Source organism: Mesorhizobium sp. ESP-6-4, from assembly GCF_020164735.1.
Classification (GTDB): Bacteria; Pseudomonadota; Alphaproteobacteria; order Rhizobiales; family Rhizobiaceae; genus Mesorhizobium.
This window is the reverse complement of the sequence record NZ_JAIUGS010000032.1, coordinates 13,560-37,287: the sequence shown is the minus strand read 5'-3', so window position 1 is coordinate 37,287 and position 23,728 is coordinate 13,560. Positions and strand designations below refer to the sequence as shown.

27 protein-coding genes are annotated in these 23,728 nt (G+C 64.0%); 6 read left to right on the top strand and 21 right to left on the bottom strand.

The window, feature by feature from the left end:
• The 6 genes from LB523_RS28790 to LB523_RS28765 form a co-directional block, all read right to left on the bottom strand.
• Window positions 1-866 (bottom strand): E3 binding domain-containing protein (locus LB523_RS28790; RefSeq protein WP_224609507.1); only part of this gene is annotated, 866 nt, incomplete at its 3' end.
• 3 nt (window positions 867-869) lie between these two features.
• Complete coding sequence (locus LB523_RS28785; RefSeq protein WP_224609504.1) at window positions 870-1,868, bottom strand: alpha-ketoacid dehydrogenase subunit beta; 999 nt, start codon at window positions 1,866-1,868, stop codon at window positions 870-872.
• Window positions 1,868-2,899, bottom strand: a complete 1,032-nt coding sequence (locus LB523_RS28780) for a thiamine pyrophosphate-dependent dehydrogenase E1 component subunit alpha (RefSeq protein WP_224608395.1) — start codon at window positions 2,897-2,899, stop codon at window positions 1,868-1,870. Before LB523_RS28780 ends, LB523_RS28785 begins: the two co-directional genes overlap by 1 nt.
• Before the next feature lie 2 nt (window positions 2,900-2,901).
• Complete coding sequence (locus tag LB523_RS28775) at window positions 2,902-4,230, bottom strand: NAD(P)H-dependent oxidoreductase (protein WP_224609501.1); 1,329 nt, start codon at window positions 4,228-4,230, stop codon at window positions 2,902-2,904.
• A gap of 249 nt (window positions 4,231-4,479) precedes the next feature.
• Window positions 4,480-4,938, bottom strand: coding sequence for a YbaK/EbsC family protein (locus LB523_RS28770; protein WP_224530640.1), 459 nt, complete (start codon window positions 4,936-4,938; stop codon window positions 4,480-4,482).
• 205 nt (window positions 4,939-5,143) lie between these two features.
• Complete coding sequence (locus tag LB523_RS28765) at window positions 5,144-5,410, bottom strand: helix-turn-helix domain-containing protein (RefSeq protein ID WP_095767666.1); 267 nt, start codon at window positions 5,408-5,410, stop codon at window positions 5,144-5,146.
• 298 nt (window positions 5,411-5,708) lie between these two features.
• On the opposite strand from LB523_RS28765, the gene LB523_RS28760 reads away from it, so the two are divergent.
• Window positions 5,709-6,317, top strand: coding sequence for a hypothetical protein (locus tag LB523_RS28760; RefSeq protein ID WP_224609498.1), 609 nt, complete (start codon window positions 5,709-5,711; stop codon window positions 6,315-6,317).
• A 302-nt stretch (window positions 6,318-6,619) separates the two neighbouring features.
• Window positions 6,620-6,880 carry a hypothetical protein gene (locus tag LB523_RS28755; RefSeq protein WP_095767668.1) on the top strand — a complete coding sequence of 87 codons (261 nt, stop codon included), beginning with the start codon at window positions 6,620-6,622 and terminating at the stop codon, window positions 6,878-6,880.
• Window positions 6,881-6,951: 71 nt separating this feature from the next.
• Here the strand turns inward: LB523_RS28755 and LB523_RS28750 are convergent, their stop codons facing one another.
• From LB523_RS28750 to LB523_RS28720, 7 genes are all read right to left on the bottom strand, one after another.
• On the bottom strand, window positions 6,952-7,254 hold the full coding sequence (locus tag LB523_RS28750; RefSeq protein ID WP_224609495.1) for a hypothetical protein: 303 nt from the start codon (window positions 7,252-7,254) through the stop codon (window positions 6,952-6,954).
• A 97-nt stretch (window positions 7,255-7,351) separates the two neighbouring features.
• Complete coding sequence (locus LB523_RS28745; RefSeq protein WP_224609492.1) at window positions 7,352-7,891, bottom strand: MerR family transcriptional regulator; 540 nt, start codon at window positions 7,889-7,891, stop codon at window positions 7,352-7,354.
• Window positions 7,892-8,021: 130 nt separating this feature from the next.
• Entirely contained in the window at window positions 8,022-8,345 is a 324-nt protein-coding gene (locus LB523_RS28740) for an integration host factor subunit alpha (RefSeq protein ID WP_040983242.1), read from the bottom strand.
• 104 nt (window positions 8,346-8,449) lie between these two features.
• A complete protein-coding gene (locus tag LB523_RS28735) occupies window positions 8,450-9,421 on the bottom strand; it encodes a beta-ketoacyl-ACP synthase III (RefSeq protein ID WP_095767671.1) in 972 nt (323 codons plus the stop codon).
• Window positions 9,422-9,430: 9 nt separating this feature from the next.
• On the bottom strand, window positions 9,431-10,498 hold the full coding sequence (gene plsX, locus LB523_RS28730) for a phosphate acyltransferase PlsX (RefSeq protein ID WP_095767672.1): 1,068 nt from the start codon (window positions 10,496-10,498) through the stop codon (window positions 9,431-9,433).
• Window positions 10,499-10,628: 130 nt separating this feature from the next.
• Window positions 10,629-11,177, bottom strand: coding sequence for a YceD family protein (locus LB523_RS28725; protein ID WP_224608409.1), 549 nt, complete (start codon window positions 11,175-11,177; stop codon window positions 10,629-10,631).
• An 11-nt stretch (window positions 11,178-11,188) separates the two neighbouring features.
• On the bottom strand, window positions 11,189-11,731 hold the full coding sequence (locus tag LB523_RS28720) for a ubiquinol-cytochrome C chaperone family protein (protein WP_140541296.1): 543 nt from the start codon (window positions 11,729-11,731) through the stop codon (window positions 11,189-11,191).
• Window positions 11,732-11,848: 117 nt separating this feature from the next.
• Here LB523_RS28720 and LB523_RS28715 point away from each other — a divergent pair, with 117 nt between their 5' ends.
• From LB523_RS28715 to LB523_RS28705, 3 genes are all read left to right on the top strand, one after another.
• Window positions 11,849-12,370 (top strand): outer membrane protein assembly factor BamE, encoded by a 522-nt coding sequence (locus LB523_RS28715; RefSeq protein WP_224609488.1) that lies wholly within the window; start codon window positions 11,849-11,851, stop codon window positions 12,368-12,370.
• A gap of 138 nt (window positions 12,371-12,508) precedes the next feature.
• Window positions 12,509-13,054: a dTDP-4-dehydrorhamnose 3,5-epimerase family protein gene (locus tag LB523_RS28710; protein WP_224609485.1), complete on the top strand. Its 546-nt coding sequence runs from the start codon at window positions 12,509-12,511 to the stop codon at window positions 13,052-13,054.
• Between the two features lies 1 nt (window position 13,055).
• On the top strand, window positions 13,056-14,045 hold the full coding sequence (locus tag LB523_RS28705; protein ID WP_224609482.1) for a glycosyltransferase family 2 protein: 990 nt from the start codon (window positions 13,056-13,058) through the stop codon (window positions 14,043-14,045).
• 83 nt (window positions 14,046-14,128) lie between these two features.
• On the opposite strand, the gene LB523_RS28700 is transcribed toward LB523_RS28705, so the two are convergent.
• From LB523_RS28700 to LB523_RS28680, 5 genes are all read right to left on the bottom strand, one after another.
• A complete protein-coding gene (locus LB523_RS28700; RefSeq protein ID WP_224530671.1) occupies window positions 14,129-16,270 on the bottom strand; it encodes a sodium-translocating pyrophosphatase in 2,142 nt (713 codons plus the stop codon).
• 243 nt (window positions 16,271-16,513) lie between these two features.
• Entirely contained in the window at window positions 16,514-17,263 is a 750-nt protein-coding gene (locus LB523_RS28695; protein WP_224530674.1) for an ABC transporter permease, read from the bottom strand.
• Window positions 17,260-18,198, bottom strand: a complete 939-nt coding sequence (locus tag LB523_RS28690; RefSeq protein WP_224609479.1) for an ABC transporter ATP-binding protein — start codon at window positions 18,196-18,198, stop codon at window positions 17,260-17,262. The genes LB523_RS28695 and LB523_RS28690 overlap by 4 nt, the downstream gene beginning before the upstream one ends.
• A complete protein-coding gene (locus LB523_RS28685) occupies window positions 18,195-19,358 on the bottom strand; it encodes an ABC transporter permease (RefSeq protein ID WP_224609476.1) in 1,164 nt (387 codons plus the stop codon). Before LB523_RS28685 ends, LB523_RS28690 begins: the two co-directional genes overlap by 4 nt.
• Before the next feature lie 319 nt (window positions 19,359-19,677).
• Window positions 19,678-20,583, bottom strand: coding sequence for an ABC transporter substrate-binding protein (locus tag LB523_RS28680; RefSeq protein ID WP_224609474.1), 906 nt, complete (start codon window positions 20,581-20,583; stop codon window positions 19,678-19,680).
• A 237-nt stretch (window positions 20,584-20,820) separates the two neighbouring features.
• On the opposite strand from LB523_RS28680, the gene LB523_RS28675 reads away from it, so the two are divergent.
• Window positions 20,821-21,393, top strand: coding sequence for an NADPH-dependent FMN reductase (locus LB523_RS28675; RefSeq protein WP_095767682.1), 573 nt, complete (start codon window positions 20,821-20,823; stop codon window positions 21,391-21,393).
• 57 nt (window positions 21,394-21,450) lie between these two features.
• Here the strand turns inward: LB523_RS28675 and LB523_RS28670 are convergent, their stop codons facing one another.
• Genes LB523_RS28670 through LB523_RS28660 form a run of 3 tightly spaced genes read right to left on the bottom strand, consistent with a single transcriptional unit; the run spans window position 21,451 to window position 23,653 of the window.
• Window positions 21,451-22,671, bottom strand: a complete 1,221-nt coding sequence (locus LB523_RS28670; RefSeq protein WP_224609471.1) for an MFS transporter — start codon at window positions 22,669-22,671, stop codon at window positions 21,451-21,453.
• Window positions 22,668-23,162: a transcription antitermination factor NusB gene (nusB, locus tag LB523_RS28665; RefSeq protein ID WP_095767684.1), complete on the bottom strand. Its 495-nt coding sequence runs from the start codon at window positions 23,160-23,162 to the stop codon at window positions 22,668-22,670. The genes LB523_RS28670 and nusB overlap by 4 nt, the downstream gene beginning before the upstream one ends.
• Window positions 23,159-23,653: a 6,7-dimethyl-8-ribityllumazine synthase gene (locus LB523_RS28660; RefSeq protein WP_224609468.1), complete on the bottom strand. Its 495-nt coding sequence runs from the start codon at window positions 23,651-23,653 to the stop codon at window positions 23,159-23,161. The genes nusB and LB523_RS28660 overlap by 4 nt, the downstream gene beginning before the upstream one ends.
• Between the last annotated feature and the right edge of the window lie 75 nt (window positions 23,654-23,728).

Here is a 23,728-nt window from a genome sequence, read left to right as displayed (position 1 = left end):
TCGTTGACCGAGAGCTTGTAGGCTGGAACCTCGCCCTTCTCGGTCTTCTTCATCGGGGCTGCGGCATTGAGCTGCGTGCGCAGCGCAAGCAGCGCGTCGAGCTCGCAATCGAGCGTCAAATAGAAATGCGGGATGGTCGACTTCGCCTCGACCAGGCGACGCGCGATGGTCTTGCGCATGTTGTCATGCGGCACGAGCTCGTAGGAGCCTTCGGCGAACAGCTTCAGCACCTGGTCGTCCGACATCGGCTTGGCTGCGGCCGGAGCGGACGGGATTTCGACCGGAATCTCGGTGGCTGGCTGACCAGGGGTGGCCGCGGCTTTCGCGGCGACTGCGGCTTCGACGTCGGCGCGCACGACGCGGCCGCGCGGACCGCTGCCTTGTATTTCGGCTATCTTAAGACCGGCTTCGCGAGCCAAGCGGCGCGCCAGCGGCGTTGCGCGCTCGCCTTGCGATTGGCCGATCTCCCCCCCCGTGGGGGAGATGCCCGGCAGGGGAGAGGGGGGCGCGAAGGAACGAGACGTTGGCGGGACAGCGCCCCCCTCTGTCGGCTTCGCTGACATCTCCCCCACTAGGGGGGAGAGTGGCGCTCCGTTCTGCGGCGTCGTTCCTGATTCATAGACCTCGTCGTCTGCATAAATCCAGGCGACCGGCTCACCGACCGGAATGTCGACGCGCTCCTTGCCGGTGACGTCGCGCAGCGTGCCGCTGGCCGGCGCATCGATCTCCATCGCCGCCTTGTCGGTCTCGATCTCGAAAAGCACGTCGCCTTTCTTGACTTGCGCGCCCTCCTCGGCGAACCAGCGCGAGATCTGTCCGGTCGCCATATCCATGTCGACCTTGGGAAGAATGACTTCGGTCGGCATCGCTCAGCGAACCCCTTTCACGAGGTCGCGCGCGGCGGCGATGATGTCGGGAACCTGCGGCACCGTCGCCTTTTCCAGGTCCGGATTGTAGGGGATCGGCGTCTCGGCGCCGCCAAGGCGCACGATTGGCGCATCGAGATAGTCGAAGGCCTCGCTCTCGGCGACCAGCGCGCTCACCTCCGCGCCGATGCCGAGCGTTTTCACCGCCTCGTAGACGCAGAGCAGGCGCGAGGTTTTCTTCACGCTGTCGATGATGGTCTGCCTGTCGATCGGACGGATCGTGCGCAGATCGACCACTTCGATGTCAATGCCCTCGCCTTCCAGCGCCGCGGCGGCATCGAGCGCCTTCTGCACCATGATCGATGTGGCGACGATGGTGAGGTCACGGCCTTCGCGGCGGATCTCGGCCTTGCCGATCGGCACAGTGTAATGGCCCTCGGGCACATGGCCCTTCATCTTATAGAGCAGCTTGTGCTCGAAGATCATGACCGGGTCCGGATCGGCGACCGCGGCCAACAGCATGCCCTTGGCGTCGTGCGGCGTCGCCGGCTGAATGACCTTGAGGCCGGGCACATGGCCGAGCCAGGCCTCTAAGCTCTGGCTGTGCTGCGCGGCGGCGCCCGTGCCCGAGCCCGCCGGGAAACGCATCACCACCGGCACCGAGACCTCGCCGCCAAGCATGAAGCGCATCTTAGCCGCCTGGTTGACGATCTGCTCCATAGCGAGCGTGGCGAAATCCGAGAACTGGAATTCGAAGATCGGCCGCATGCCGGTGAGGGCCGCGCCCACCGCCACGCCGGCGCCGCCCAGTTCGGAGATCGGCGTGTCTATAACCCGCTCGGTGCCGTAGCGCTCGACGAGGTCGCCGGTCACCTGGAAGGCGCCGCCATAGACGCCGATATCCTCGCCCATCAGGAAGACACGTTCGTCCATGTCCATGGCGATCGCCATGGCTTCCTGGATCGCCTGGGCGTAGCTCAGTTCACGCAGCGTGGCGTCCATCACGCAGGCTCCGTGTAAACGTAGTTCTGAAGGGTGGCGATCTCGGGCGCCGGGCTCGCCTTGGCGAACTCGATGCCGTCGGCGATCTCCTTGGCGACCGCGTCGCGGATCGTCTGGATGCCCTGGTCGTCGATGAAGCCGAAATCGCGGAGTTCCGTCTCGAAGAGCGTGATCGGATCGCGGTTCGCCATCCAATCCTCGATCTCTTCCTTGGTGCGGTAACGGTTGCGGTCGCTCTTGGAATGGCCGCGATGGCGGTAGGTCTTGGATTCGATCAGCGTCGGCCCCTCGCCGGCCCGCGCCCGCTCCACGGCCTTGAAGGACGCCTCGGCGACCTCGGAGAAGATATTGCCGTTGACGATGACGCCGGGCATCGAATAGGCGGCCGCCCGCTCGGCGATGTTCTTGACCGCGGTCGAGCGCGCCGTCGAGGTCGACATGCCGTAGCCGTTGTTCTCGCACACGAAGATCACCGGCAGCTTCCAGACCGCCGCCATGTTCAGCGCCTCGTGGAAGGCGCCCTCATTGTTGGCGCCGTCGCCGAAGAAGGAAACCACGACCTTGCCGGTCTTCATCATCTTGGACGACAGCGCGGCGCCCACCGCGATCGGGATGCCGCCGGCAACGATGCCGTTGGCACCGAGATTGCCCTTGGCGACATCGGCGATATGCATGGAGCCGCCGCGGCCCTTGCAGTAGCCGGTGGTTTTGCCGAAGAACTCCGCGAACATGCGGCTGACCTCGGCGCCCTTGGCGATGCAATGGCCATGGCCGCGATGCGTCGAGGTGATCTGATCATCCGCAGCGAGCGGCATGCAGATGCCCATGGCACTGGCTTCCTGGCCGATCGACAGGTGCATGGTGCCGTGGATGAGGCCGCGCGTATAGCACTCTTCCGCGCCCTCTTCGAAGCGGCGGATGAGGTACATCTTGTGAAGCACCTCCCTCAGCTGCTCCGGACTGTACTGGCGATAGACGAAAGGCAGGTTGGCCCGGCTATCCACGACGGCGGCTTTGCTGGCTCCAGCCATGATCACGCCTCCACGGCGCCGTAAACGAGCTTGTCCTGGCGGGCACGCAGCTCGGCGATCTTCGAGCCCGGCGCGGGCGCCGCGTTGGCATAGGTGATGAGCTCGCCCTTCTTGATGGATGCAGTCACGGAGCCGCCCTGCAGCAGGCCGCAGGGAACGGCGCGCGCCGCATGGGCTTCCGGAGCGGTCATGATCCAGGCGCGGTAGCAATATTCGCCGATAGCATCGAGCTTGTCGCCGGGCTTCAGATCCTTCTTGGCAACGGCGCAGACTTCGGCCACGGGCTTGGCCAGCGGAACCATGTCGGCCTTACCATAAAGCACGACACGGGCGCAGGTAAGCGGCACTTCCAGCGAGGTGAGGTGATAGGGACGATGGAAGGTGAAATACGGACCCTTGCCCATCTTCAGGTCTTCCATGCGCTCCGAGATGCGCGGATGCGACATGTCGGCGACGACGAAGACGCCGGGCGCCACACCCTTGCCGATCGAATAGTCGACGACGCCGACCTTCGACAGCACGCCGCCGTCCTTCTCGGGCACCAGCACTTTCGACAATTCGCCGAGTGTCGCAGCCGGACCGTGCATGCCGGGCTTGTCGGGAACCAGCCCGGTCGCATTGGCGATCGCCGCCATCTCGACCATGGTCTTCGAACCGTCGACGAATTCGACCAGCATGCGCACGTTCATGTGCCGGCGCTTCGCCTCCTCCTCATAGTCCGGAGGCGTGGCGTCGATGTTGAGCGGATTGTTCTTGCCCTTGCCGGCGGCAACGATCGGGTGGCCCATGGCGGAGACGAACTCGATCAGCTCCATGCATGAAGACGGCTCGTCGCCGGCGCCCAGCGAGTAGGTGACGCCGAGGCGGTCGGCTTCGCTCTTGAGATAGGCGCCTATGGTAACGTCGGCCTCGACATTCATCATCACCAGATGCTTGCCATGCTCCATGGCGCGCAGGCCGATCTCGGCGCCGACGGCCGGAACGCCGGTCGCATCGATGACGACGTCGATCAGGTCGTTGCCGATGACGAGGCTGGAATCGTTGGTGACGGCGATCTTGCCGGCCTCCATGGCCGACGTCATGGCCGATGCGCTCGAAACCTCGCGCGCATGGCCGGTCTCCTGGAAGGCGATATCGACGGCCTTGCCGGCGGCCGGCAGGTTAAGTTCGGAAATGGCGCCGATCTCGATGCCGGACATGTGGGCGACGCGGGTGACGATGTCGGTGCCCATTTCGCCCGAGCCGATCAGGCCGATGCGAATGGGCTTGCCGGACTTGGCGCGCTCCTCGAGGTCACGGGCAAGGCCCGTCAACGAAATATTGGAAGCCATGCCGCTTATTCCTCCCACATCGCATGCTGTTTGATCGCTTGACGGGTATTGAACATCTGTATTTCTGTCAAGACTAATGTCCAAATCTTTGACCATCCTCGACGCTTTTCGAGTCGGTTGACGCGCGACGGCGAAAGGCGCGGATGCCTATACCAAACCAAATGGAGCGAGCGGGCCGCGCGCCGAATGTCGGTCAATGCCGCGCTACGGCCCGCGACGAACCATGACGGGATATCTAGGCGGCAATTGCTACTGGCAAACGTCGACCCATACGGCGCCGACCAGATAGGCCATGCGCTGCGGTGTGATGCGCACCGCGGCATTGGTGGCGCCGGCTGCGGGAACGACTTCGTCGAAGGCCTTGAGCGACAGATCGCAATAGACGGGTAGCGGCGACGGCAGGCCGAACGGGCAGACGCCGCCAGGCGGATGGCTGGTGATTGCCAGCACCTCCTCGCCGCCCAGCATGCGCGGCTTGCCGCCCATGCTGTCCTTGAATTTGCGGTTGTCGAGCCTGGCGATGCCGCTGGTCACGACCAGCATGGCCTCGTCGCCCACGCGCAGGCAGATCGTCTTGGCGATCTGCGCCGGCATGACGCCATGGGCTTCGGCGGCAAGCGCGACGGTGGCCGAACTTGCCTCGGTGACGATGACTTCGATATCGGGCGCATGCTCGGCAAAAAAGGCGCGAACCGATTCCAAACTCATGGCGACCCCTCGTCAGACCTGTCGAACACCGGCTGGCGAATCGCATGGCGGCGCGGTCATTGACAAGAGCCACGGCCGTGCGTTGCGCATCCTTGTCTTGACGCATGCCGTTTCCCCAAAACCGCAGCGCATAGTTGGGCGACATGCATCAAAAAGCCCGCCAGGCATGCCTTGGCGGGCTTTCACATGGACGCTTGCTTGCATCCTATTGCTGCGTGGGCCGGTTCTCGGCGGCCGGCACTCTGATCAATTCCTCTTCCGGCACCTGCAGGGCGGAAGCGATGCGCCGAAGCTTGGCGGGGTCGGCGTCCTTGCCGTCCTCGATGTCGACGATCTCGCCCACGGCCAGGCCGCAGGTCAAAGAGAGCTCCTCGATCGTGTATCCCCTGGTTTCGCGCGCGGCTTTGAACGGGTTGAGGCCGGACGCGGCAATAATGTCGTTGGAAACAGCGTTTCGTACGGTGTTGGGCATGGCAACTCCTTGAGATGAAACAGGGTCGGATGAAATGTGGTGTTGCCTGAGACGGGCGGGAGAATGCTCGTTAACAAATGATTTGCCAAGAGCACCCATGCGGCGTCACGCGTTCGTGAAGCTGCGTTTCGGCTGATGCCTCGGGCTGCGTACATGTAAGGTCGCGCAGCGCTCAATCAAGTTCTTTTGAAGGTCCGCGGCCGGATCCGCCGGCATTTTCGACGTCTCGATTCGTTAGCTTGCCGTCACCGGCGGCAGACAGACCGACGCCGGGCGTTTCTCGGAAGGATCGGATGCCATGAATTTGAAATCGTTCGCAATTGTGCTCGGCACAGTCTCAAGCGTCATCGGCGCGACGCAAGCGTGGGCCGCGGATGCCATACGTGTTCGAGGCATTGTCGTCGGCGTTGCCGGGTCGACGCTGACGGTGAAGGATCGCGATGGCAAAACCAATGCGATCACGCTCGCCAACGGATGGAAGATTTCGGGCGTTGCCAAGGCGTTGGCAGCCGATATCAAGCAGGGCGACTTTCTTGGCATCGCCTCGATTTCCAAGGCCGACGGCGGCAGCGGCGCGCTGGAAGTCGTGATCTTTCCGGCTGCTCTGAAGGGTACCGGAGAAGGTGATCGCGACTGGGATCTGCGGCCCAACAGCCGCATGACCAACGGCACTGTCGCCGATGTCAGCGAGATCGACGGCCGCACCGTCACGCTCACCTATGACAACGGCCAGAAGAAGCAGATCGCTATCCCGCAGACGACACCGATCGTGACATTCGCCACCGCCACGCCGGCAGATCTCACGCCGGGCATCGCAGTGTTCGTCAATGCCGAGCGTGGCGGCGACGGCAAGCTGGTCGCGAACCGGGTCGTTGTCGGGAATCACGGCATCGCGCCGCCGATGTGAGGAGGCAGCGAGCAGCTCGAACAGCTTTGGCCGCTTGAACACTCGGCCTATCTGAGGCGGCGGCATCGCGGAGTGAGCCGCCTCCATGTCGGGTGCCGCGCGCCGGATGCGTGGCGCGCGCCGAGGAGAGCCGCGCCCGGCTTTCCCAATCCGCCGATATCGCCGGTCAAATGAAAAAATCGCGCATCATATGAACCTTTCCATTGGCCGCAGCACCAAGCGGTCATGGGCGCCGCGAGGTGCTCCTCACCCCAACGGGACGCCAGGACGGCGATCCCAAAACCAATGGAAGGAAATGCTCAATGACCAACTTCAAGCGTATCACCCTGGCCGCGGCTCTCGTCGTCTCGGCTTTCGGCTCGGTCTCGGCTCCGGCTTTTGCGGGCACGCATCCGACCGGCGACGGCGGCGCGGTCTGTAAGGGCCATGGTTCTTGCCTGGTGCTGCAGCTGGATTGCAAAGGCACCTATACCGATGCCACCGACAAGAACGGCACCGTCTACGGCAAGTGCAGCCAGGTCATGAAGGTCGACCCGAAGACGCGGCTCAAGCTTGCGAACTGATCACCTGTAGCGGCACGGAAATGGCGGCCGTCGAGAACGGCCGCCATTTCTGTTTATATCCCGTCGATCGATCAGCGCCGGCCGATCAAAAGGCCGGCAAGCAGTCCGACCACAACCAGCCCGACGGCGGCGGCCGTCGCCGGATGATCGCGCGCCGTGCGCTCGATCGCCCTGCCCCTGCGCCTTATTGTCGGAAGCGCCTCGTGGAGGCGATCGGCAAGTTGCGAATAGTAGTCGGATGCCGCCTCGCGGCCATCCTCGTAATAGGCGTCACCGCGCCTGGCCAGAACCTTCTTCAGGTCGTGCAGTTGTCGCGAAAGTGCCGCGACCTGCTTGTCGATATCAACGTCGGAGAGGGTCGAAAACGATGCCATGCTTGTTGTCCTTCTCTTCGAGAAGGCCTAACGCACGGGCGAAGAGCCCGTTCCGGCCGACCGACCGACCGAGCACCGTCAAGTCGAATATGACCGTTCAACGAACCTGGTCGAGCAGGCGCTTGCATTCCAGCAAGTCGAACAGCGCCTCCTGTAGCAAGGCGCGATTGTCACGCGACAATTTCGACGTGTCGGGTTGAACCGGACCTTCGTCGTCGCTCTTGCCCAAGCCGAAGAAACGGCGGCTGGGCTTCACCTTCGGTTGGCCGACCAGCGCGTCCTCGTCGCCGCGCGGCTGCGCGGCCGCCGTCAGCGGCACCTGCTCGGCCTGGCGGCGCTGGGCGATGGCCTCCACCGCGGCCATGTCGCCATTGCCGATGGCGACCAGGAAATGGTTGCCGTTCTCGCGCAACAGCTTCTGCACGCCTTTGATCGTATAGCCCTGATCGTAGAGCATATGCCGAATGCCCTTGATGAGCTCGACGTCCTGCGGCCGGTAGTAGCGCCGGCCGCCGCCACGCTTCATCGGCTTGATCTGGGTGAAGCGGGTCTCCCAGAAACGCAGCACGTGCTGCGGCAGATCAAGATCTTCCGCGACTTCGCTGATGGTGCGGAAAGCATCGGGGCTCTTGTCCATGGGCCAATCCTCCACACTGGACCACGATCCGGGCATGGTGCCGAATCGCATCTATTTCAGCGATTTATGAAACGATATTCAAGCCCAGCGTCAAAACCGCCGGCGGTTTTCAACCGCATTCGCCAGCAAACTACTTGCCGCCCTTGCCCTTGCTGTTCTGATGCGAACGCAGGATCCGGTTCTTGAGCACGTTCGAGGACTTGAACGTCATCACCCGGCGCGGCAAGATCGGCACTTCCTCGCCCGTCTTGGGATTGCGGCCGATGCGCTCGTTCTTGGAGCGGACATGGAAGGTGGCGAAGGACGACAGCTTGACCGTCTCACCGCGAACGATGGCTTCGCAGATTTCGTCCAGCACAGCCTCGACGAGTTCCGCCGATTCCGTTCGCGACAAACCAACCTTCCGGTAAACGGCTTCAGCAAGGTCGGCACGCGTAAGTGTCTTTCCCCCCATGCGACCGTCCCATCTGCTCGCAAAAACGTAAATCGATACAGGCAAAGGCTGAGCCTAAGTAATTGATCCGGCAAGGTCAAGGACCGAACCGGCGAGTTCGGCACTTACCAGCGGAGCAACACCGCGCCCCAGGTGAAACCTCCACCCATCGCCTCGAGAAGAACCAGGTCGCCCTTCTTGATGCGACCGTCGGCGACGGCCACCGACAAAGCGAGCGGCACCGAAGCAGCCGAGGTGTTACCGTGTAAATCGACAGTGACCACCACTTTCTGCTCAGCAATCCCGAGCTTCTTGGCGGAAGCGTCAATAATCCGTTTATTGGCCTGATGCGGCACGAACCAGTCGAGGTCCTCGGCCGTTATGCCGGCCTCGCTGAAGGTCGCCTCGATGACGTCGGTGATCATGCCGACGGCATGCTTGAACACTTCACGGCCTTCCATCCTCAGATGGCCGACCGTTCCCGTGGTCGAAGGACCCCCGTCGACGAAGAGCTTGTCCTTGTGCACACCGTCGGAGCGCAGGCTCGCGGCCAGCACGCCGCGATCGGTGATCGCGCCGGCGCCATCTTCCGCTTCGAGAACCAGCGCGCCGGCGCCGTCGCCGAACAGCACACAGGTCGAGCGGTCGCTCCAGTCGAGGATGCGCGAGAATGTCTCCGAGCCGATCACCAGGACGCGTTTGGCCAGGCCGCCGCGGATATAGAGATCGGCAGTGGCAACGGCGTAAACGAAGCCAGAGCACACGGCCTGCATGTCGAAGGCAAAGCCGTGATGCATGCCGAGCCGGTTCTGGATTTCGACAGCCGTCGCCGGGAACGTGTTGTTGGGCGTCGAGGTCGCCAGGATGATGAGATCGATATCGGCGGGCGTCATGCCGGCGCTGTCGAGCGCGGCCCGCGCCGCATCCTCTCCAAGCGAGGCAGTCGTCTCGTCGTCGGCGGCGACGTGGCGCTGGCGAATGCCGGTGCGCTGGACGATCCACTCGTCGGAGGTCTCGACCATGCCTTCGAAGTCGGCATTCTTCATGATGCGGCGGGGCAGCGCGGCACCGTTGCCGCGCACGACTGATCTGATCAAGGCTCTTTCCTATTCCTCGGCGTCGGCGACGCCGGACTTCCTGTTTGCCTGCGCGGTCGGGTTGCGCGCATGGAACAGATCGAGGTCGGCCTCGATCCGGTCAAGCAGATTGTTGCGTACCATATCGTAGCCGAGCTCGATGGCGGCCGCGAATCCGTCCGAATCGGCGCCGCCATGGCTCTTCACGACGATGCCGTTCAACCCCAGGAAGACGCCACCATTGGAGCGACCGACATCCATTTTCTCGCGCAGCCTGTCGAAGGCGCCCTTGGCGAAGACGTAGCCGATCTTGGCCATGAGCGTGCGGCTCATGGCGGCGCGCAGATAGCCGGCGATCTGCCTTGCGGTGCCCTCGGCGGTCTTGAGCGCGATGTTGCCGGCGAAGCCCTCGGTGACCACCACGTCGACCGTGCCCTTGCCGATATCGTCGCCCTCGACGAAGCCGCGATAATTCATCGAGGCCATGTTGGCCTCGCGCAACATGCGGCCGGCTTCCTTGACCTCTTCCTGGCCCTTGATCTCCTCGACGCCGACATTGAGCAGACCGACGCTCGGCCGCTCGACGCCAAACACCGAGCGCGCCATGCCGGTACCCAGAATGGCGAAATCGATAAGCTGGTGCGCATCCGCGCCGATGGTGGCGCCGACATCGAGCACCACGCTTTCGCCGCGCGTCGTCGGCCAGAGCGCCGCGATCGCCGGGCGGTCGATAGTGGCCATCGTGCGCAGGCAGAATTTCGACATCGCCATCAGCGCGCCGGTGTTGCCGGCCGAGACGCAGGCCTGCGCGCCGCCGTTCTTGACCGCTTCGACGGCCTTCCACATCGACGACTTCCAGCGGCCGTGGCGAAGCGCCTGGCTCGGCTTGTCATCCATGCGCACGGCGATCTCGCAATGGACGAACTCGCATATCTCGGCGAGTTTCGGGAACTTGGCGAGCTCTGGGCGCACCACGTCCTCGCGGCCATAGACGACGAAGCGGATGTCAGGGCGGCGGATGGCGACGGTCATCAGCGCCGGGATGACCACGCTCGGTCCGTGATCGCCGCCCATGGCATCGATGGAAATCCTGATCACGTAGTGCTTTTCTCACGGTTTGCCTGGCTTGCGGCGGACGCCTGCCGAGGTAAGGGGCCTCGCGAAGGTTCGGCGAAAATAACGGTTTTGTGCTTGCGCACAACCAACTTTTCCAAAATCCGGACCACCCTCAGGATTTTCCAAGCAGCGAACGCAGCTTTTTCTGGAATTCGCTTTCCTCGGTCTGATCGTCGCCGGCGACGTCGAGCGAGGCTCCCGACTTGCGCGGATAAGGGTCGATGGCCAGACCGAAAAACTGTTCGGCCAGCCCGCCGACATCGATGGTGTCGCCGGAAAATGTCTCCGGACTGTCCGGCCCGTCGGCGTCGAGGACGATCTCGCCGCCGCCTTCGAAACCTTCGCGCCCAAGCTTCGACTGCTCGGGCAGAAACAGCGCCTCGACGGGCTCGTCGATATGCGCGGCGACCGGATCCAGGGTGACGATGCAGGCTTGCGTGATGTCGGCCGCGACGCGACCGGTGACCTTGACGCCATTGCGCTTCCAGGGGACCACAAGCAGTTCGGCGCGATAGCTCTCGACCGAAAGCAGATCATAGTCGGCGGCAAGCGCCTCGCGCTGGCGCTCATCGGCCTCGACAAGGACCGGCAGGCCCTTTTGCGGCAGGCGCGCGACATTGGCGACGAAGGATACCGGGCTGCGCAGTTCGGCGTCTTTCATGTCGGCCTCCTTCACGCTGCCCCCGCCGCCGGGAACGCGGCGGTGCCGGCAGCGATCGATTCGGTCGGCTGGGCGGCAAGCTTGTGCGAGGCCTCGCAGACATAGTCCGCCAGCAGCGGCGCCTGCGGCCAGGGGCCGGAGTCCGGCCTGACGTTGCGGGCGAGCGCCGCCGCAAGCGCCACCCGATCGTCTTCCTTGAGCGCCTCGTCATAGGCAGCCGTACGGCCGTAAAACATCTTTGCCAGCTTCTTCATGCGTTTGGGCACGCCGACATCGCCAATGCCAAGTTCGCGCAGCGAATGCTCGACATCGAGGAAGAACTCGTCGATCAGCACTTGCGCGACCTCGGCGGCCACGCCTTGCCCGCCATGCAGCCGGTGCTGGACAAGATACATATGCAGCGACAGCATCTCAAAGCGGCCGAGCGGCGTATCCGGCACATTCCAGTCGGAATAAAACACCGTTTGCCGCGCCGCCGCCACGATTTGTGCGTAGAGCGCGTCGGTGATAGCGCGGTTGGCATTGCGTTCGCGGCCAAAAAGGCGCTGGAACATTGAGGGCGGTCTCCCGGGGACCTGTTGTTTGATTTGGCCTTGTTGCATCGGCATGCAAGCTGGTTTACCGGTTTTGCGGCCCAGCGCAAGTTGCGGGGATGTGATGGAGATTTGTTGTTGGGTGCGCTGAAATTCAAGTCGTTCTTTGCGCCCGCCCCAGTGGGCGCGGCTTCGCTGCTGGTAATGGTGTCAGCGCTTTCCGCCTGCAATTCGTCCAAGATGTTCGGAGATCTCCATCCGAGCGAGACGCTGACGAAAGGCTACGTCATCGACCAGCAGGCGATCGATTCGGTGCCGGTCGGATCGAGCCGCGAGCAGGTGCTTCTGGCGCTGGGCACGCCGTCGACGACGGCGACCTTCGACAACGAGGCCTTCTACTACATCTCGCAAACGCGCAAGCGCTATGTCGCCTTCGACAACCCGCGCATCATCGACCAGCACGTGCTGGCGGTCTATTTCGGCGCTGACGGCCGCGTCACCCAGATCGCCAATTACGGTCTCAAGGACGGCAAGGTCTTCGACTTCATCTCGCGGACGACGCCGACCGGCGGCAAGGACCAGAACTTCCTGAGCCAGGTCATCAGCGGCGCCAGCAAGCTGGCGCCCGGCATTCCCGGCGGCGGCGGCGGTACGCCCTGAGTTCGCTCGCCCGGCAACCTGACTGAACGAAAGACTTCGATCGACGGTCTTTCGTCACCTGCCGCCGACCGTCCGACTGTGCTTGCCTATGCCCGTATAGCCACGTATGACGCTTTGGCGATTTCCGGGGGGCTGGATATGAGCAACAACGATCGTACCGTACCGCAGGGCTGGATGGCCACCGGCACGCCTGACCAACAGACGGTGACGCCGGACTGGCTCGCCGTCGATGCGCCGCCGATCGAGGGCGTCACATTCAAGGAAATCAGACCCGTCGCGACCTCCAACGGCTACCTGACCGAGATCTTTCGCGAGGAATGGGCTCTCGATCAATCGCCGGTCGGGCAAGTGTTTCAGCGCACCATGTATCCGGGCGCAGTGACGGGCTGGCACGCACATGCGGCGACTCTCGACCGCCTGTTCTGCTGCGCCGGCAGCGTGCGGATATCGCTTTTCGACGGGCGCAAGGCCTCGCCCAGCTTCGGCACGGTCTGGCACAAGATCGTCGGCGCCCTGCGACCGGCAATCGTTACCATTCCGCCTGGCGTCTGGCACGGTGTCGTGACCCTCGGACCGGAGACAGCGTTGCTGCTCAACCTCGTCGACAAGGCTTACGCCTATGACGCGCCCGACCATTGGCGCCTGCCGCCCGATACGGAACAAATCCCCTACAAGCTGGTGTAGTGTGGAACAGGCCGGTCAAGGCGCGCCAATCGGACCGATCGAACCGCTGGTCTCGATCGTGATAGCGACGCACAATCGTCCGGCGGTGCTGCATCAGGCCCTGAAGAGCCTCATTGGTCAGACCCTGCAGGACTGGGAGGCCATAGTCATCGGCGACGCGTGCCGTCCTGACACCGCGGCCATGGTCGCTGCATTCGAAGACGCCCGCATCTGCTATATCGACCTTCCCGTGAACTTCGGCGAGCAGTCGGGTCCGAACAATATCGGCTTTGCCCGGGCCCGCGGCCGCTTCGTCGCCATCTTGAACCATGACGACCTGTGGTTTCCCGACCATCTGGCGTCCATGTGCGGCTGGATCGACGCCACCGGTGCCGATGTGGTGATCGCCCGAGGTGCAGTCATCGAGTCGTCCGCGAGCAAAGGCTCCAGGCATATGATCCTCGGAATGGGCCGGGACGGCTTCTATGACCCAGTCACCACAGTCGGATTCGGCTCCGCGCAAATGATCCGGCGCGCGTCGCTGCCAAGGCTTGGGCCATGGCGCCCGGCCAGCCAGTGCGTTTGCGAGAGTTCCCAGGACTGGCTGTTCCGTGCCTGGCGCAAGGGTGCGGTGATTGCGACAATGCCCCATCTGACCGTGCTCATGCTGCATTCGGGCAAGCGCGAAGGCAGCTACGCGCGAGATACGGCGCGGGAACAGGAAGAACTGATGGACGCGATGGATGCTCCAGACGCGTTGCGGGTCAGGATTCTCGGCAACGCCGAGGAACCCGCCCCCCTCAAGCGCTTCCGCTATCTCAAACGCAGGCTTCTGGCGATGCTTGGCATACATCCGCGGGCGCGGTCCTTCCGTCGCCTATATCGCCGCGGCGCGTTCATTGCCATGTTGCGCCGGACACGCGGCTTGCCGCCGATGCCCGAACGAGAGCCAGACGCCAAGGCGTTGCTGGCCCGCTATCGCCGTGGCGGCGAAAGGCCGGAAGGCGGTTGAGTGCCTCCGGAATGCATGATGTCATGCCGAAACACAAAGCCCGCGGGATCGCTCCCGCGGGCTTTGTCGTGGAATAGCCGCAATCAGCCGTGCGCGAGCACGGCGAGCAGAAGCAGCGCGACGATGTTGGTGATCTTGATCGCCGGGTTGACGGCCGGGCCGGCGGTGTCCTTGTAGGGATCGCCGACGGTGTCGCCGGTGACCGAGGCCTTGTGCGCTTCCGAACCCTTCAGGTGCTTGACGCCGTCCTTGTCGGTAAAGCCGTCCTCGAACGACTTCTTGGCGTTGTCCCAGGCGCCGCCTCCGGAGGTCATCGAGATGGCGACGAAGAGGCCGTTGACGATGACGCCGAGCAGCGAGGCGCCGAGCGCCGCGAAGGCCGAGGCCTTCGAGCCCGAGATCAGCAGCACGCCGAAATAGACGACGAGCGGCGCCAGCACCGGGAGCAGCGACGGAATGATCATTTCCCGGATCGCCGCCCTGGTCAGGATGTCGACGGCGCGCGCATAGTTCGGCTTCGAGGTGCCGGCCATGATGCCCTTGTCCTCGCGGAACTGCTTGCGCACTTCCTCGACGATCGAGCCGGCGGCGCGACCGACGGCGGTCATCGCGATACCGCCGAACAGATAGGGGATCAGGCCGCCGAAGATGAGGCCGGCGACGACATACGGGTTGGAGAGATCGAACGAGATCTCGCCCATGCCCTGGAAGTAGGGGTACTTATCGCCATTGGCGGCAAAGAACCTGAGATCATTCGAGTAGGCAGCGAACAGCACCAGCGCGCCGAGGCCGGCCGAGCCGATGGCGTAGCCCTTGGTCACCGCCTTGGTGGTGTTGCCGACCGCGTCGAGCGCGTCGGTCGAGTGGCGGACTTCCTTGGGCAGGCCGGCCATTTCGGCAATGCCGCCGGCATTGTCGGTGACCGGGCCGAAAGCGTCGAGCGCCACAATCATGCCGGCCAGCCCGAGCATGGTGGTGACCGCGATCGCTGTGCCGAAAAGGCCGCCGAGCTGATAGGTGGCGATGATGCCGCCGACGATGACGATGGCCGGCAGCGCCGTCGATTCCAGCGAGACCGCGAGGCCCTGGATGACGTTGGTGCCGTGGCCGGTCACCGACGCCTGAGCGATCGAGTTCACCGGACGCTTGTTGGTGCCGGTGTAGTATTCCGTGATCACGACGATCAAGCCAGTCACAGCCAAGCCGATCAGGCCGCAGATGAACAGGTTCTTGCCGGTGATGACGATGCCGGCGACCGTGCCGACCTCGCCCCAGCCGAGCGTGGCCGATGTAGCGGCGGCGAGGCCGACGATCGACAGCAGGCCGGTGACGATCAGGCCCTTATAGAGCGCGCCCATGATCGAGCCGTTGGAACCCAGCTTGACGAAGAAGGTGCCGACGATCGAGGTCAGGATGCAGGCGCCGCAGATGGCCAGCGGATAGAGCATCGCGGCCCCCAGCATCGCGGTACCGCCGAAGAAGATGGCGGCGAGCACCATGGTGGCGACGACGGTCACCGCATAGGTCTCGAACAGATCGGCGGCCATGCCGGCGCAGTCGCCGACATTGTCGCCGACATTGTCGGCGATGGTGGCCGGGTTGCGCGGATCGTCTTCGGGGATACCGGCCTCGACCTTGCCGACGAGATCGCCGCCGACGTCGGCGCCCTTGGTGAAGATGCCGCCGCCGAGACGGGCGAAGATCGAGATCAGCGAGGCGCCGAAGCCGAGGGCGACGAGTGAGTCGATGACGACGCGGTCGTTCGGCTGCAGGCCCATCGGGCCGGTCAGGATGAAGTAGTAGATCGAGACGCCAAGCAGCGCCAGGCCCGCTACCAGCATGCCGGTGATGGCGCCCGACTTGAAGGCGATGTCGAGGCCGGCGGCAAGGCTGTTCGAAGCGGCTTGCGCGGTTCGCACATTGGCGCGCACCGAGACATGCATGCCGATGAAACCGGCGGCGCCCGAGAGCACCGCGCCGATCAGGAAGCCGATGGCGGCGGTGATCGAAAGCAGCCACCAGGCAAGCAGGAGAACGACGATGCCGACGATCGCGATGGTCGTGTACTGGCGCGCCAGGTAAGCCTGGGCGCCTTCGCGGATGGCGGCGGAGATTTCCTGCATGCGCTGATTGCCCTGATCGGACGCAAGGACCGAACGTGTCGCCCAGATGGCGTACAGAACTGACAGCAGGCCGCAGGCGATGACGGCGGTAATGATGGTCATTGCCGGATTTTCCTCGATTGATGGCCCAAAAGAACCCCTCCCTGGGCCGTTGGAACGGAGATGGATGCCGCATGCGGAATCCACCCCTTGGCTGGGGTGTATGCGAAACAGGGCTTGGAACGTCAAGATATTGTTCGGTTTTTGCCCGGCTTTCGCCCAAAAGACGATGGTGCCAATAGCTGTGTCGGCGCAGGCTTCGAATTAGATCGATTGAAATGACGCCGGGTATTGCCGACCAACCAGCTACTCCGCCCCCTGCCCCATACGCCGCGCGGCGTAGCGTTCGATCGCCGACAGGCCGTCATAGATCAGCACGGCAAGCGCCGCGACGATCAGACCGCCCTGCAGCACGAAGGCAAGGTTGTTCGAGATCAGGCCGGCGATTATCACCTCGCCGAGCGTCTTGGCGGCAACCGTCGAGCCGATGGTCGCGGTGGCGAGGCTGATGACCACCGAGAGCCGGATGCCGCCGAGGATCACCGGGGCGCTCAGCGGCAGCTCGACCTTCATCAGCCTTTGCCAGCCAGTCATGCCTGCGCCGCGCGCCGCTTCCATCACGTTGCCGGGCAGCGTGGTGAGCGCCGTCAGCGCATTCTCGAAGATCGGCAGCAGGCCGTAGAGGAAGAGCGCTATCAGCGTCGGCTTTTCGCCGAAGCCGACGGCCGGCACGGCAAGCGCCAGCACGGCAACGGGCGGGAAGGTCTGGCCGATATTGACCAGGCTGCGCGACAAGGGCAGGAACTCGGCGCCGGCCGGCCTGGTGACCAGGATGGCTAAAGCCACGGCCACGATCGTCGCCGCCACTGTCGCCATCAGCACGATCCGCAGATGCTGCAATGTCAGCGTCAGCAGGCTGCCCTGGTTGTAGATCGCCGGCGCACCATTCTCGGTCAGCGGTTTCAGCAGCGGCTCGAACCAGTTCGGGCTGGTGATGAAGACCGCCAGCAGCAAGAGAACAGCCAGCCTCAGCATCGCAGGCAGCCGGGCTTTCATTGCGGCCTCGCCGCGCGTTTGACCAGGCCTTCGATGGTGACGCGGCCGAGCAGCTTGCCGTCGGCGCCTTTCACCGGCAGCGCCGGGCGTCCCGACCACAAGAGCTCGGCCAGGGCGTCGCGCTGCGTGGCTTCGCCGGGGATCGCCTCGCCTTCGGCACTGCCGGGCTCCACGGCGTCGCGCACTGGCCCCAGCGACAGCAGCCGGAACGGCCTTTCGCTGGCGCCGACCAGTGTCTCGACGAAGCCGTTCGCAGGCCTGGCCAGAATCTCCGCCGGCTTTGCGTATTGCACCAGCTTGCCGGCATCCATGACGGCTATTTTGTCGCCCAGATGCACCGCTTCTTCCATGTCGTGGGTGACGAGGATGATGGTGGTGCCGAAGCGCTTCTGGATCGCCAGCAGATCCTCCTGGGCCTTGGTGCGGATGATCGGGTCGAGCGCGCCGAAGGGCTCGTCCATCAAAAGCACGTTCGGCTCGGCGGCCAAAGCGCGGGCAACGCCGACGCGCTGCTGCTGGCCGCCGGAAAGCTCGTGCGGGTAGCGCGGCCCGTAAGCCTGCGGATCGAGCTGGTAGAGCGTCATCAACTCGTCGACGCGCGCCTTGATGCGGTCTCGGTCCCAACCGAGCAGCAACGGCACGGTGGCGATGTTCTGCGCTACCGTGCGGTGTGGAAACAGGCCATGCCCCTGGATGGCGTAGCCGATGCTGCGGCGCAGCTGATAGCCGGGCACCGAGCGGTTGTCGGCACCGTCGAGCTTGATGACACCGGAGGTCGGCTCGACCAGCCGATTGATCATCCGGAGCAGCGTCGTCTTGCCGGACCCCGACGTGCCGACGATGGTTGCGACGGTTCGAGGCTCGATGACCATCGAAACATCATCGACCACAGTCGTACTGTCATAGCGCTTGGTGATGCCTTCGATCTCGATCATGCCGTTTCAACCCTGCGCTTGGTGGCGGTCATCTCGATGACCGCGTCGAGGATGATCGCCGCAGCAAAGGCCAGCGCCACGGTGGGCAGCGCGCCGAGCAGCACCAGATCCATCGCCGTCTGGCCGACACCTTGGAAAACAAACACGCCGAAGCCGCCGCCGCCGATCAGCGCGGCGATAGTGGCAAGCCCGATGTTCTGAACAAGCACGATGCGGATGCCGGTCAGGATCACCGGAAAGGCGAGCGGGAACTCGACATCGAAGAGGCGCTGGCGATCGGTCATGCCCATGCCGCGCGCGGCGTCGTTGGCGGCGCGTGGCACGCCGGCGAGTCCCACCACGGTGTTGGCCACCACCGGCAGCAGCGAATAGAGGAACAGCGCGACAAAGGCCGGCGCGGTGCCGATGCCCCTGATGCCGACCGCGGCGGCACCCGGCACGTGCAGGGCGACCCAGCCGAGCGGCGCGATCAGCAGGCCAAAGAGCGCGATCGACGGAATGGTCTGGATGATGTTGAGCACGTTGAGCACCCCTGCCCGCAGCTTCTCGACGCGATGGCACAAGATGCCGAGCGGTATCCCGACCACGACCGCGCCGGCCAGCGAACCAAGCGCCAGCGTGACGTGCTTGGAAGCTTCAGCCCAGAAACTGTCGGCGCGGCCGGCATATTCCTTGAGGATGGAAAGACTGTCCCAACGTCCCGAAACGAGCAGCGCGGCAATGGCCAAAGCGGCCAGCACCAGCACGCCGACGCGCGCCCCGGGCGACAGGTTCAGCCTGGTCAGCACATCGGCGAGAAGCAAGGTGAAGGCAAAGATCAGCAGCCAGAAACCGGAGGCCGGCGAGACGCGAGCGAAGGTGTTGCCGGCGGGCGTCAGAAAACCGCCGGCAACACCGATCAGGACCGATAGCGCGACCAGCGCCACGACGCCGGCGATCAGCCTGAGCAAAAACGGCGTCCTGAGCAGGGCGACGATCGCGGCCGCTGTCACTATCGCCAGCAACAGCATGCCAAGCGTGGACGGCAGCGCTTCGAGGATTGAGCGCGCCTGCCCCGGCACGATACGGTTGGCGCGGAATGTTGCGAACGGGGCGAGGAACGCGGCGTAGGCCACGATCGCGGCAATGACGACGCCGAGCTTATCGAGGCGGATGATCATCGACCCACCGACGAATAACGAAGCAGAGGCTTCGCAAACATTGCGGCCTTGGAGATCGGCGAAAGCCTACGCGACATCCAATCTCCCCCCTTGCGGGGGAGATGTCCGGCAGGACAGAGGGGGTTGTGAAGGAACGCCAGCCTTCGAATTCGAGTTGGATCAAAAGCTAGCCTGCAGAAGGACCTGCCTTTGACAGGTTGAAAGGCCGGCGGGACAGCACCCCCCTCTGTCCTGCCGGACATCTCCCCCGCAAGGGGGGAGATTAGCAGTTCTGCCAACCGCACCTCTCCAGCTCGCACTTATTATGCCGCGATCTACTTCAAAACCCGTTCTTCTTCAAAAAATCCTCCGCGACCCCCTTCGCCGGCTCGCCGCCCAGCTGAACGCGGCCGTTGAGCCCCTGCAACGTGACGAGATCGAGCTTGGCGAAGACCGGCTTCAGCAGCGTCTCGATCTCGGGATGCTGCTTCAGGACCTCTTCCCGGATGATCGGTGCGGGCTGATAGACGGGCTGCACAGCCTTGTCGTCCTCGAGCACGACGAGGCCGGAAGGCTGGATGCCGCCATCGGTACCATAGACCATGGCGGCGTTGGCGCCGTTGGTCTGGTTGGCGGCGGCTGCGATGGTCGCCGCGGTATCGCCACCGGAGAGCGTGATCAGCTGATCCGGCTTCAGCGTGAAGCCGTATGTCGTCTGGAAGGCCGGGAGCGCCGCCGCCGAATTGACGAACTCGGCGGAGGCCGCCAGCACAACCTTGCCGCCGCCCGCGACGTATTTGCCGAAGTCGGTCAAGGTGACGAGCTTGTTCTCGTCGGCCACTTCCTTGCGCAGCGCGATCGCCCAAGTGTTGTTGGCCGGCGACGGCGATAGCCAGACGATCTTGTTGGCATCATAGTCGAGCTTCTTGGCGGTTTCGTAGCCCTTGGCGGCGTCCTTCCAGACCGGATCGTCTGCCTTCTGGAAGAAGAAGGCGGCATTGCCGGTATATTCGGGATAGATGTCGATCTCGCCAGCGGTGATCGCCTTGCGCACCACGGGCGTCGCGCCGAGTTGGATCCGGTCGGTCGTCTTGATGTTGTTGGCGTTGAGCACGAGCTGGATGATATTGCCCAGCACCCCGCCTTCGGTATCGATCTTCGAGGAGACGACCACCTGGGCGCTGGCCGAGGCAGTGGCAAGGCCGAGCGCAATGGCTGCTACGGCGAGCTTTCCGATTGAAAACATTGTGAAATCCCTTGCTGTGAACCGATTAATCGGTGGCTGTATATGAGCACGGCTATGACGGGCAGTCGGGGTACACGGTTTCATAACTTGGGGGACAGGCGCAATAATTTTGTTCGATCCGACAAAAGCACTGTTCCACCCGACATAGCGCGATGCCGACCTAAGGCCGGCTGGCGGCTTACCCTGTTTTGCGAAATATTGGGAAAGGCGGGTCGGCGGCCAAAACAGGAGTGTGTCATGGCCAAGCACAAAGTCGGCTACCTCATCGGCAGCCTCGCCAAGGGCTCCATCAACCGCAAGCTTGCGAAGGCTCTCGTCAAACTGGCGCCGCCGGAACTTGAGATGACGGAAATCCCCTTCAAGGACTTGCCGCTCTACAGCTACGACTATGACGCCGCCTTCCCGCCTGTCGCCCTGGAGTTCAAGAAAGCCATCGCATCCGTCCAGGCGGTGCTTTTCGTCACGCCGGAGTACAACCGATCGATCCCCGGCGGCCTGAAGAATGCAATCGACTGGGCCAGCCGGCCCTACGGCAAGAACTCCTTTGCCCGCAAACCGACTGCCGTCATCGGAACATCGCCGGGCGCGATCGCAACCGCGGTCGCCCAACAGAGCCTGCGCAGCGTGCTCAGCTTCTGCAACGCGCCCCAGATGAACTCGCCCGAAGCCTACATTCAGTTCACCCCGGGGCTGATCACCGACGATGGCGAGGTGACGGTGGCGTCAACAGAGACATTCCTGCGCAACTATATGCAGGAGTTCCACATGTTCATCGCGCGGGTCCTGCAGGTGCTCCCCCCGGATGCCTGACGCCGGTCGTTCAGGCAGGTTGTTCAAGAGGCCGGAAGAGCTGGTCGGGCGCCTTCTTCAAGATTTGGGAGCGCCCACCAACTTCAACGTGCCGAGCGCGGCAAAGCAGAGCGCGACGACCGGGAAGACGATCCAGTTCAGCATGGTCCAGCCCCAGGCGTTGTAGATCGCGCCCGACATCAGCGAAGCGAATGCGACGGAGCCGAACAGGACGAAGTCGTGGAAACCCTGGACCTTGCTCTTCTCGGACGGCCGGTAGCTGGCCGCGACCATTGCGGTGGCGCCGATGAAGCCGAAATTCCAGCCAAGCCCGAGCAAGATCAGCGCCGTCCAGAACTGCCAGAGCGCCAAGCCGGAAAGCGCCACGGCAGCACATCCGATCAGCAGGACAAGGCCAGTGGCGACGATGCGCTCGGCGCCGAAGCGATGGATCAGCGTACCGGTGAAGAAGCTTGGCCCGAACATGGCCATGACGTGCCAGGAGATGCCAAGCGTGGCATTGTCTTCAGACAGACCGCAGCCGACCATGGCGAGCGGCGCGCCGGTCATGACGAAGCTCATCAGCGCGTAGCTGCCGACGGTGCAGAACAACGCGGCGACGAAACGCGGCTGGGCGACAATTTCAATCAACGGGCGGGCATCGCTTGCAGCGGTTTCAGTGACGGCGCCGGTCCGGGAGGAAACCCGCAGGAACGACAGGATGAGCGCGCCAACCGCCGCCAGGGGCAGGATCGAGGCGAAGGATCCTGCGAACATCACCGGGGCCAGCAATTCGCGCGTGTAGATGACGATCTGCGGCCCGAGGACGGCAGTGATGATGCCGCCGGCCAGCACGAAGGAGATGGCGCGCGCCTTGAACTCCGGCGGCGCGTTGTCGGCAGCCGCGAAGCGGAATTGCTGGACGAAAGCGCCACCGACGCCAATGACGCAGAGGCCGAAGGCGAACAGCCAGAAACTTGCCTGAAAGAGCGCGAGCGTCGCGACCAGGCCGCCGAGCGCGGTGACGACAGTGCCTGTCATGAAGCCGCCGCGATGGCCGAGCCGGCGGATAATGGCGGCGGCCGGCAATGCTCCCAGCGCCACGCCGATATTGAAACCGGTGACCGGCGCCGTCGCGAGCGACTTGTCTGGACCGAGCAGATATTGCCCGGCGAGCGCGCCCAGCGAAATGGCGATCGGCGCGGCCGAACCGACGATCGCCTGCGCTGCGGCAAGCAGCACCGCCGTGCGACGCCCTTCCCTGCCGGTCTCGGCGAACGCGGCCGTTGCGGTTGTCACGAAGCGTCCTTGCCGCGTCCCTCGCCGCGAACCCTGCGCGAGACGCGATCCAGCACGGCGTTGACCAGCTTCGGCTCGTCTTCCTCGTAAAATGCCTTGGCGATGTCGACATATTCGGAGACGATGACGGCCACCGGCACGTCCTCGCGCTTCATCAGTTCGTAGACGCCGGCGCGAAGGATGGCGCGTAGCGTCGAATCCAGCCGCGACAGCGGCCAGTCCTCGGTCAGCGCCTGGCGGATGACGGGATCGATGGTCTTCTGGTTCTCGACGACGCCGGTCAGGATGGCGCGGAACCATTGCGCGTCGGCCTCGCGATAGAGCGCGCCGTCGACTTCCTTGCCGAGGCGGAAGGCTTCGTATTCGGCCGTGATCTCGAAGACGCCGCTGCCGGCAACATCCATCTGATAGAGCGCCTGGACGGCGGCAAGACGAGCGGCACCACGCTTGTTGGCGTGGCGCACCGCACCGGTCGAGGCGGGATCGGTCACGATTGGGCTCCGAATTTCTCTTTGAGCGCGATCATGGTCAGCGCCGCGCGCGCCGCGAAGCCGCCCTTGTCGCCTTCCGTCTTGCGCGCGCGCGCCCATGCCTGCGCGTCGTTCTCGGTCGTCAGGATGCCGTTGCCGATCGCGATCGCCTCCTGCACCGAAAGATCCATCAGCGCGCGGCTCGATTCATTGGCGACGATGTCGAAATGATAGGTGTCGCCGCGGACGACGGTGCCGAGCGCAACAAAACCGTCGTAATGCGTGCCGCCTTCGGCCGCTCCATCGAGCGCGAAGGTTATAACGGCCGGTATTTCGAGTGAGCCGGGAACCGTCACCACGTCATAAGTGGCGCCGGCTTCGTCGAGCGCGCCTGTCGCGCCTTCGAGCAGGGCGTCGGCGAGATCGTCGTGAAAGCGCGCTTCGACAATGAGCAGATGCGCCTTCGCGTTCGGGCGAATGAACGCTTTGCCGTGTTGGGATGTGCCAGCCATAAAAGTCTCCGGGGGGTTGCCGGTGACTTAGGCCGAAGCCGGGTTGACCGCAAGCGGAAGATTGGCGGACCGACA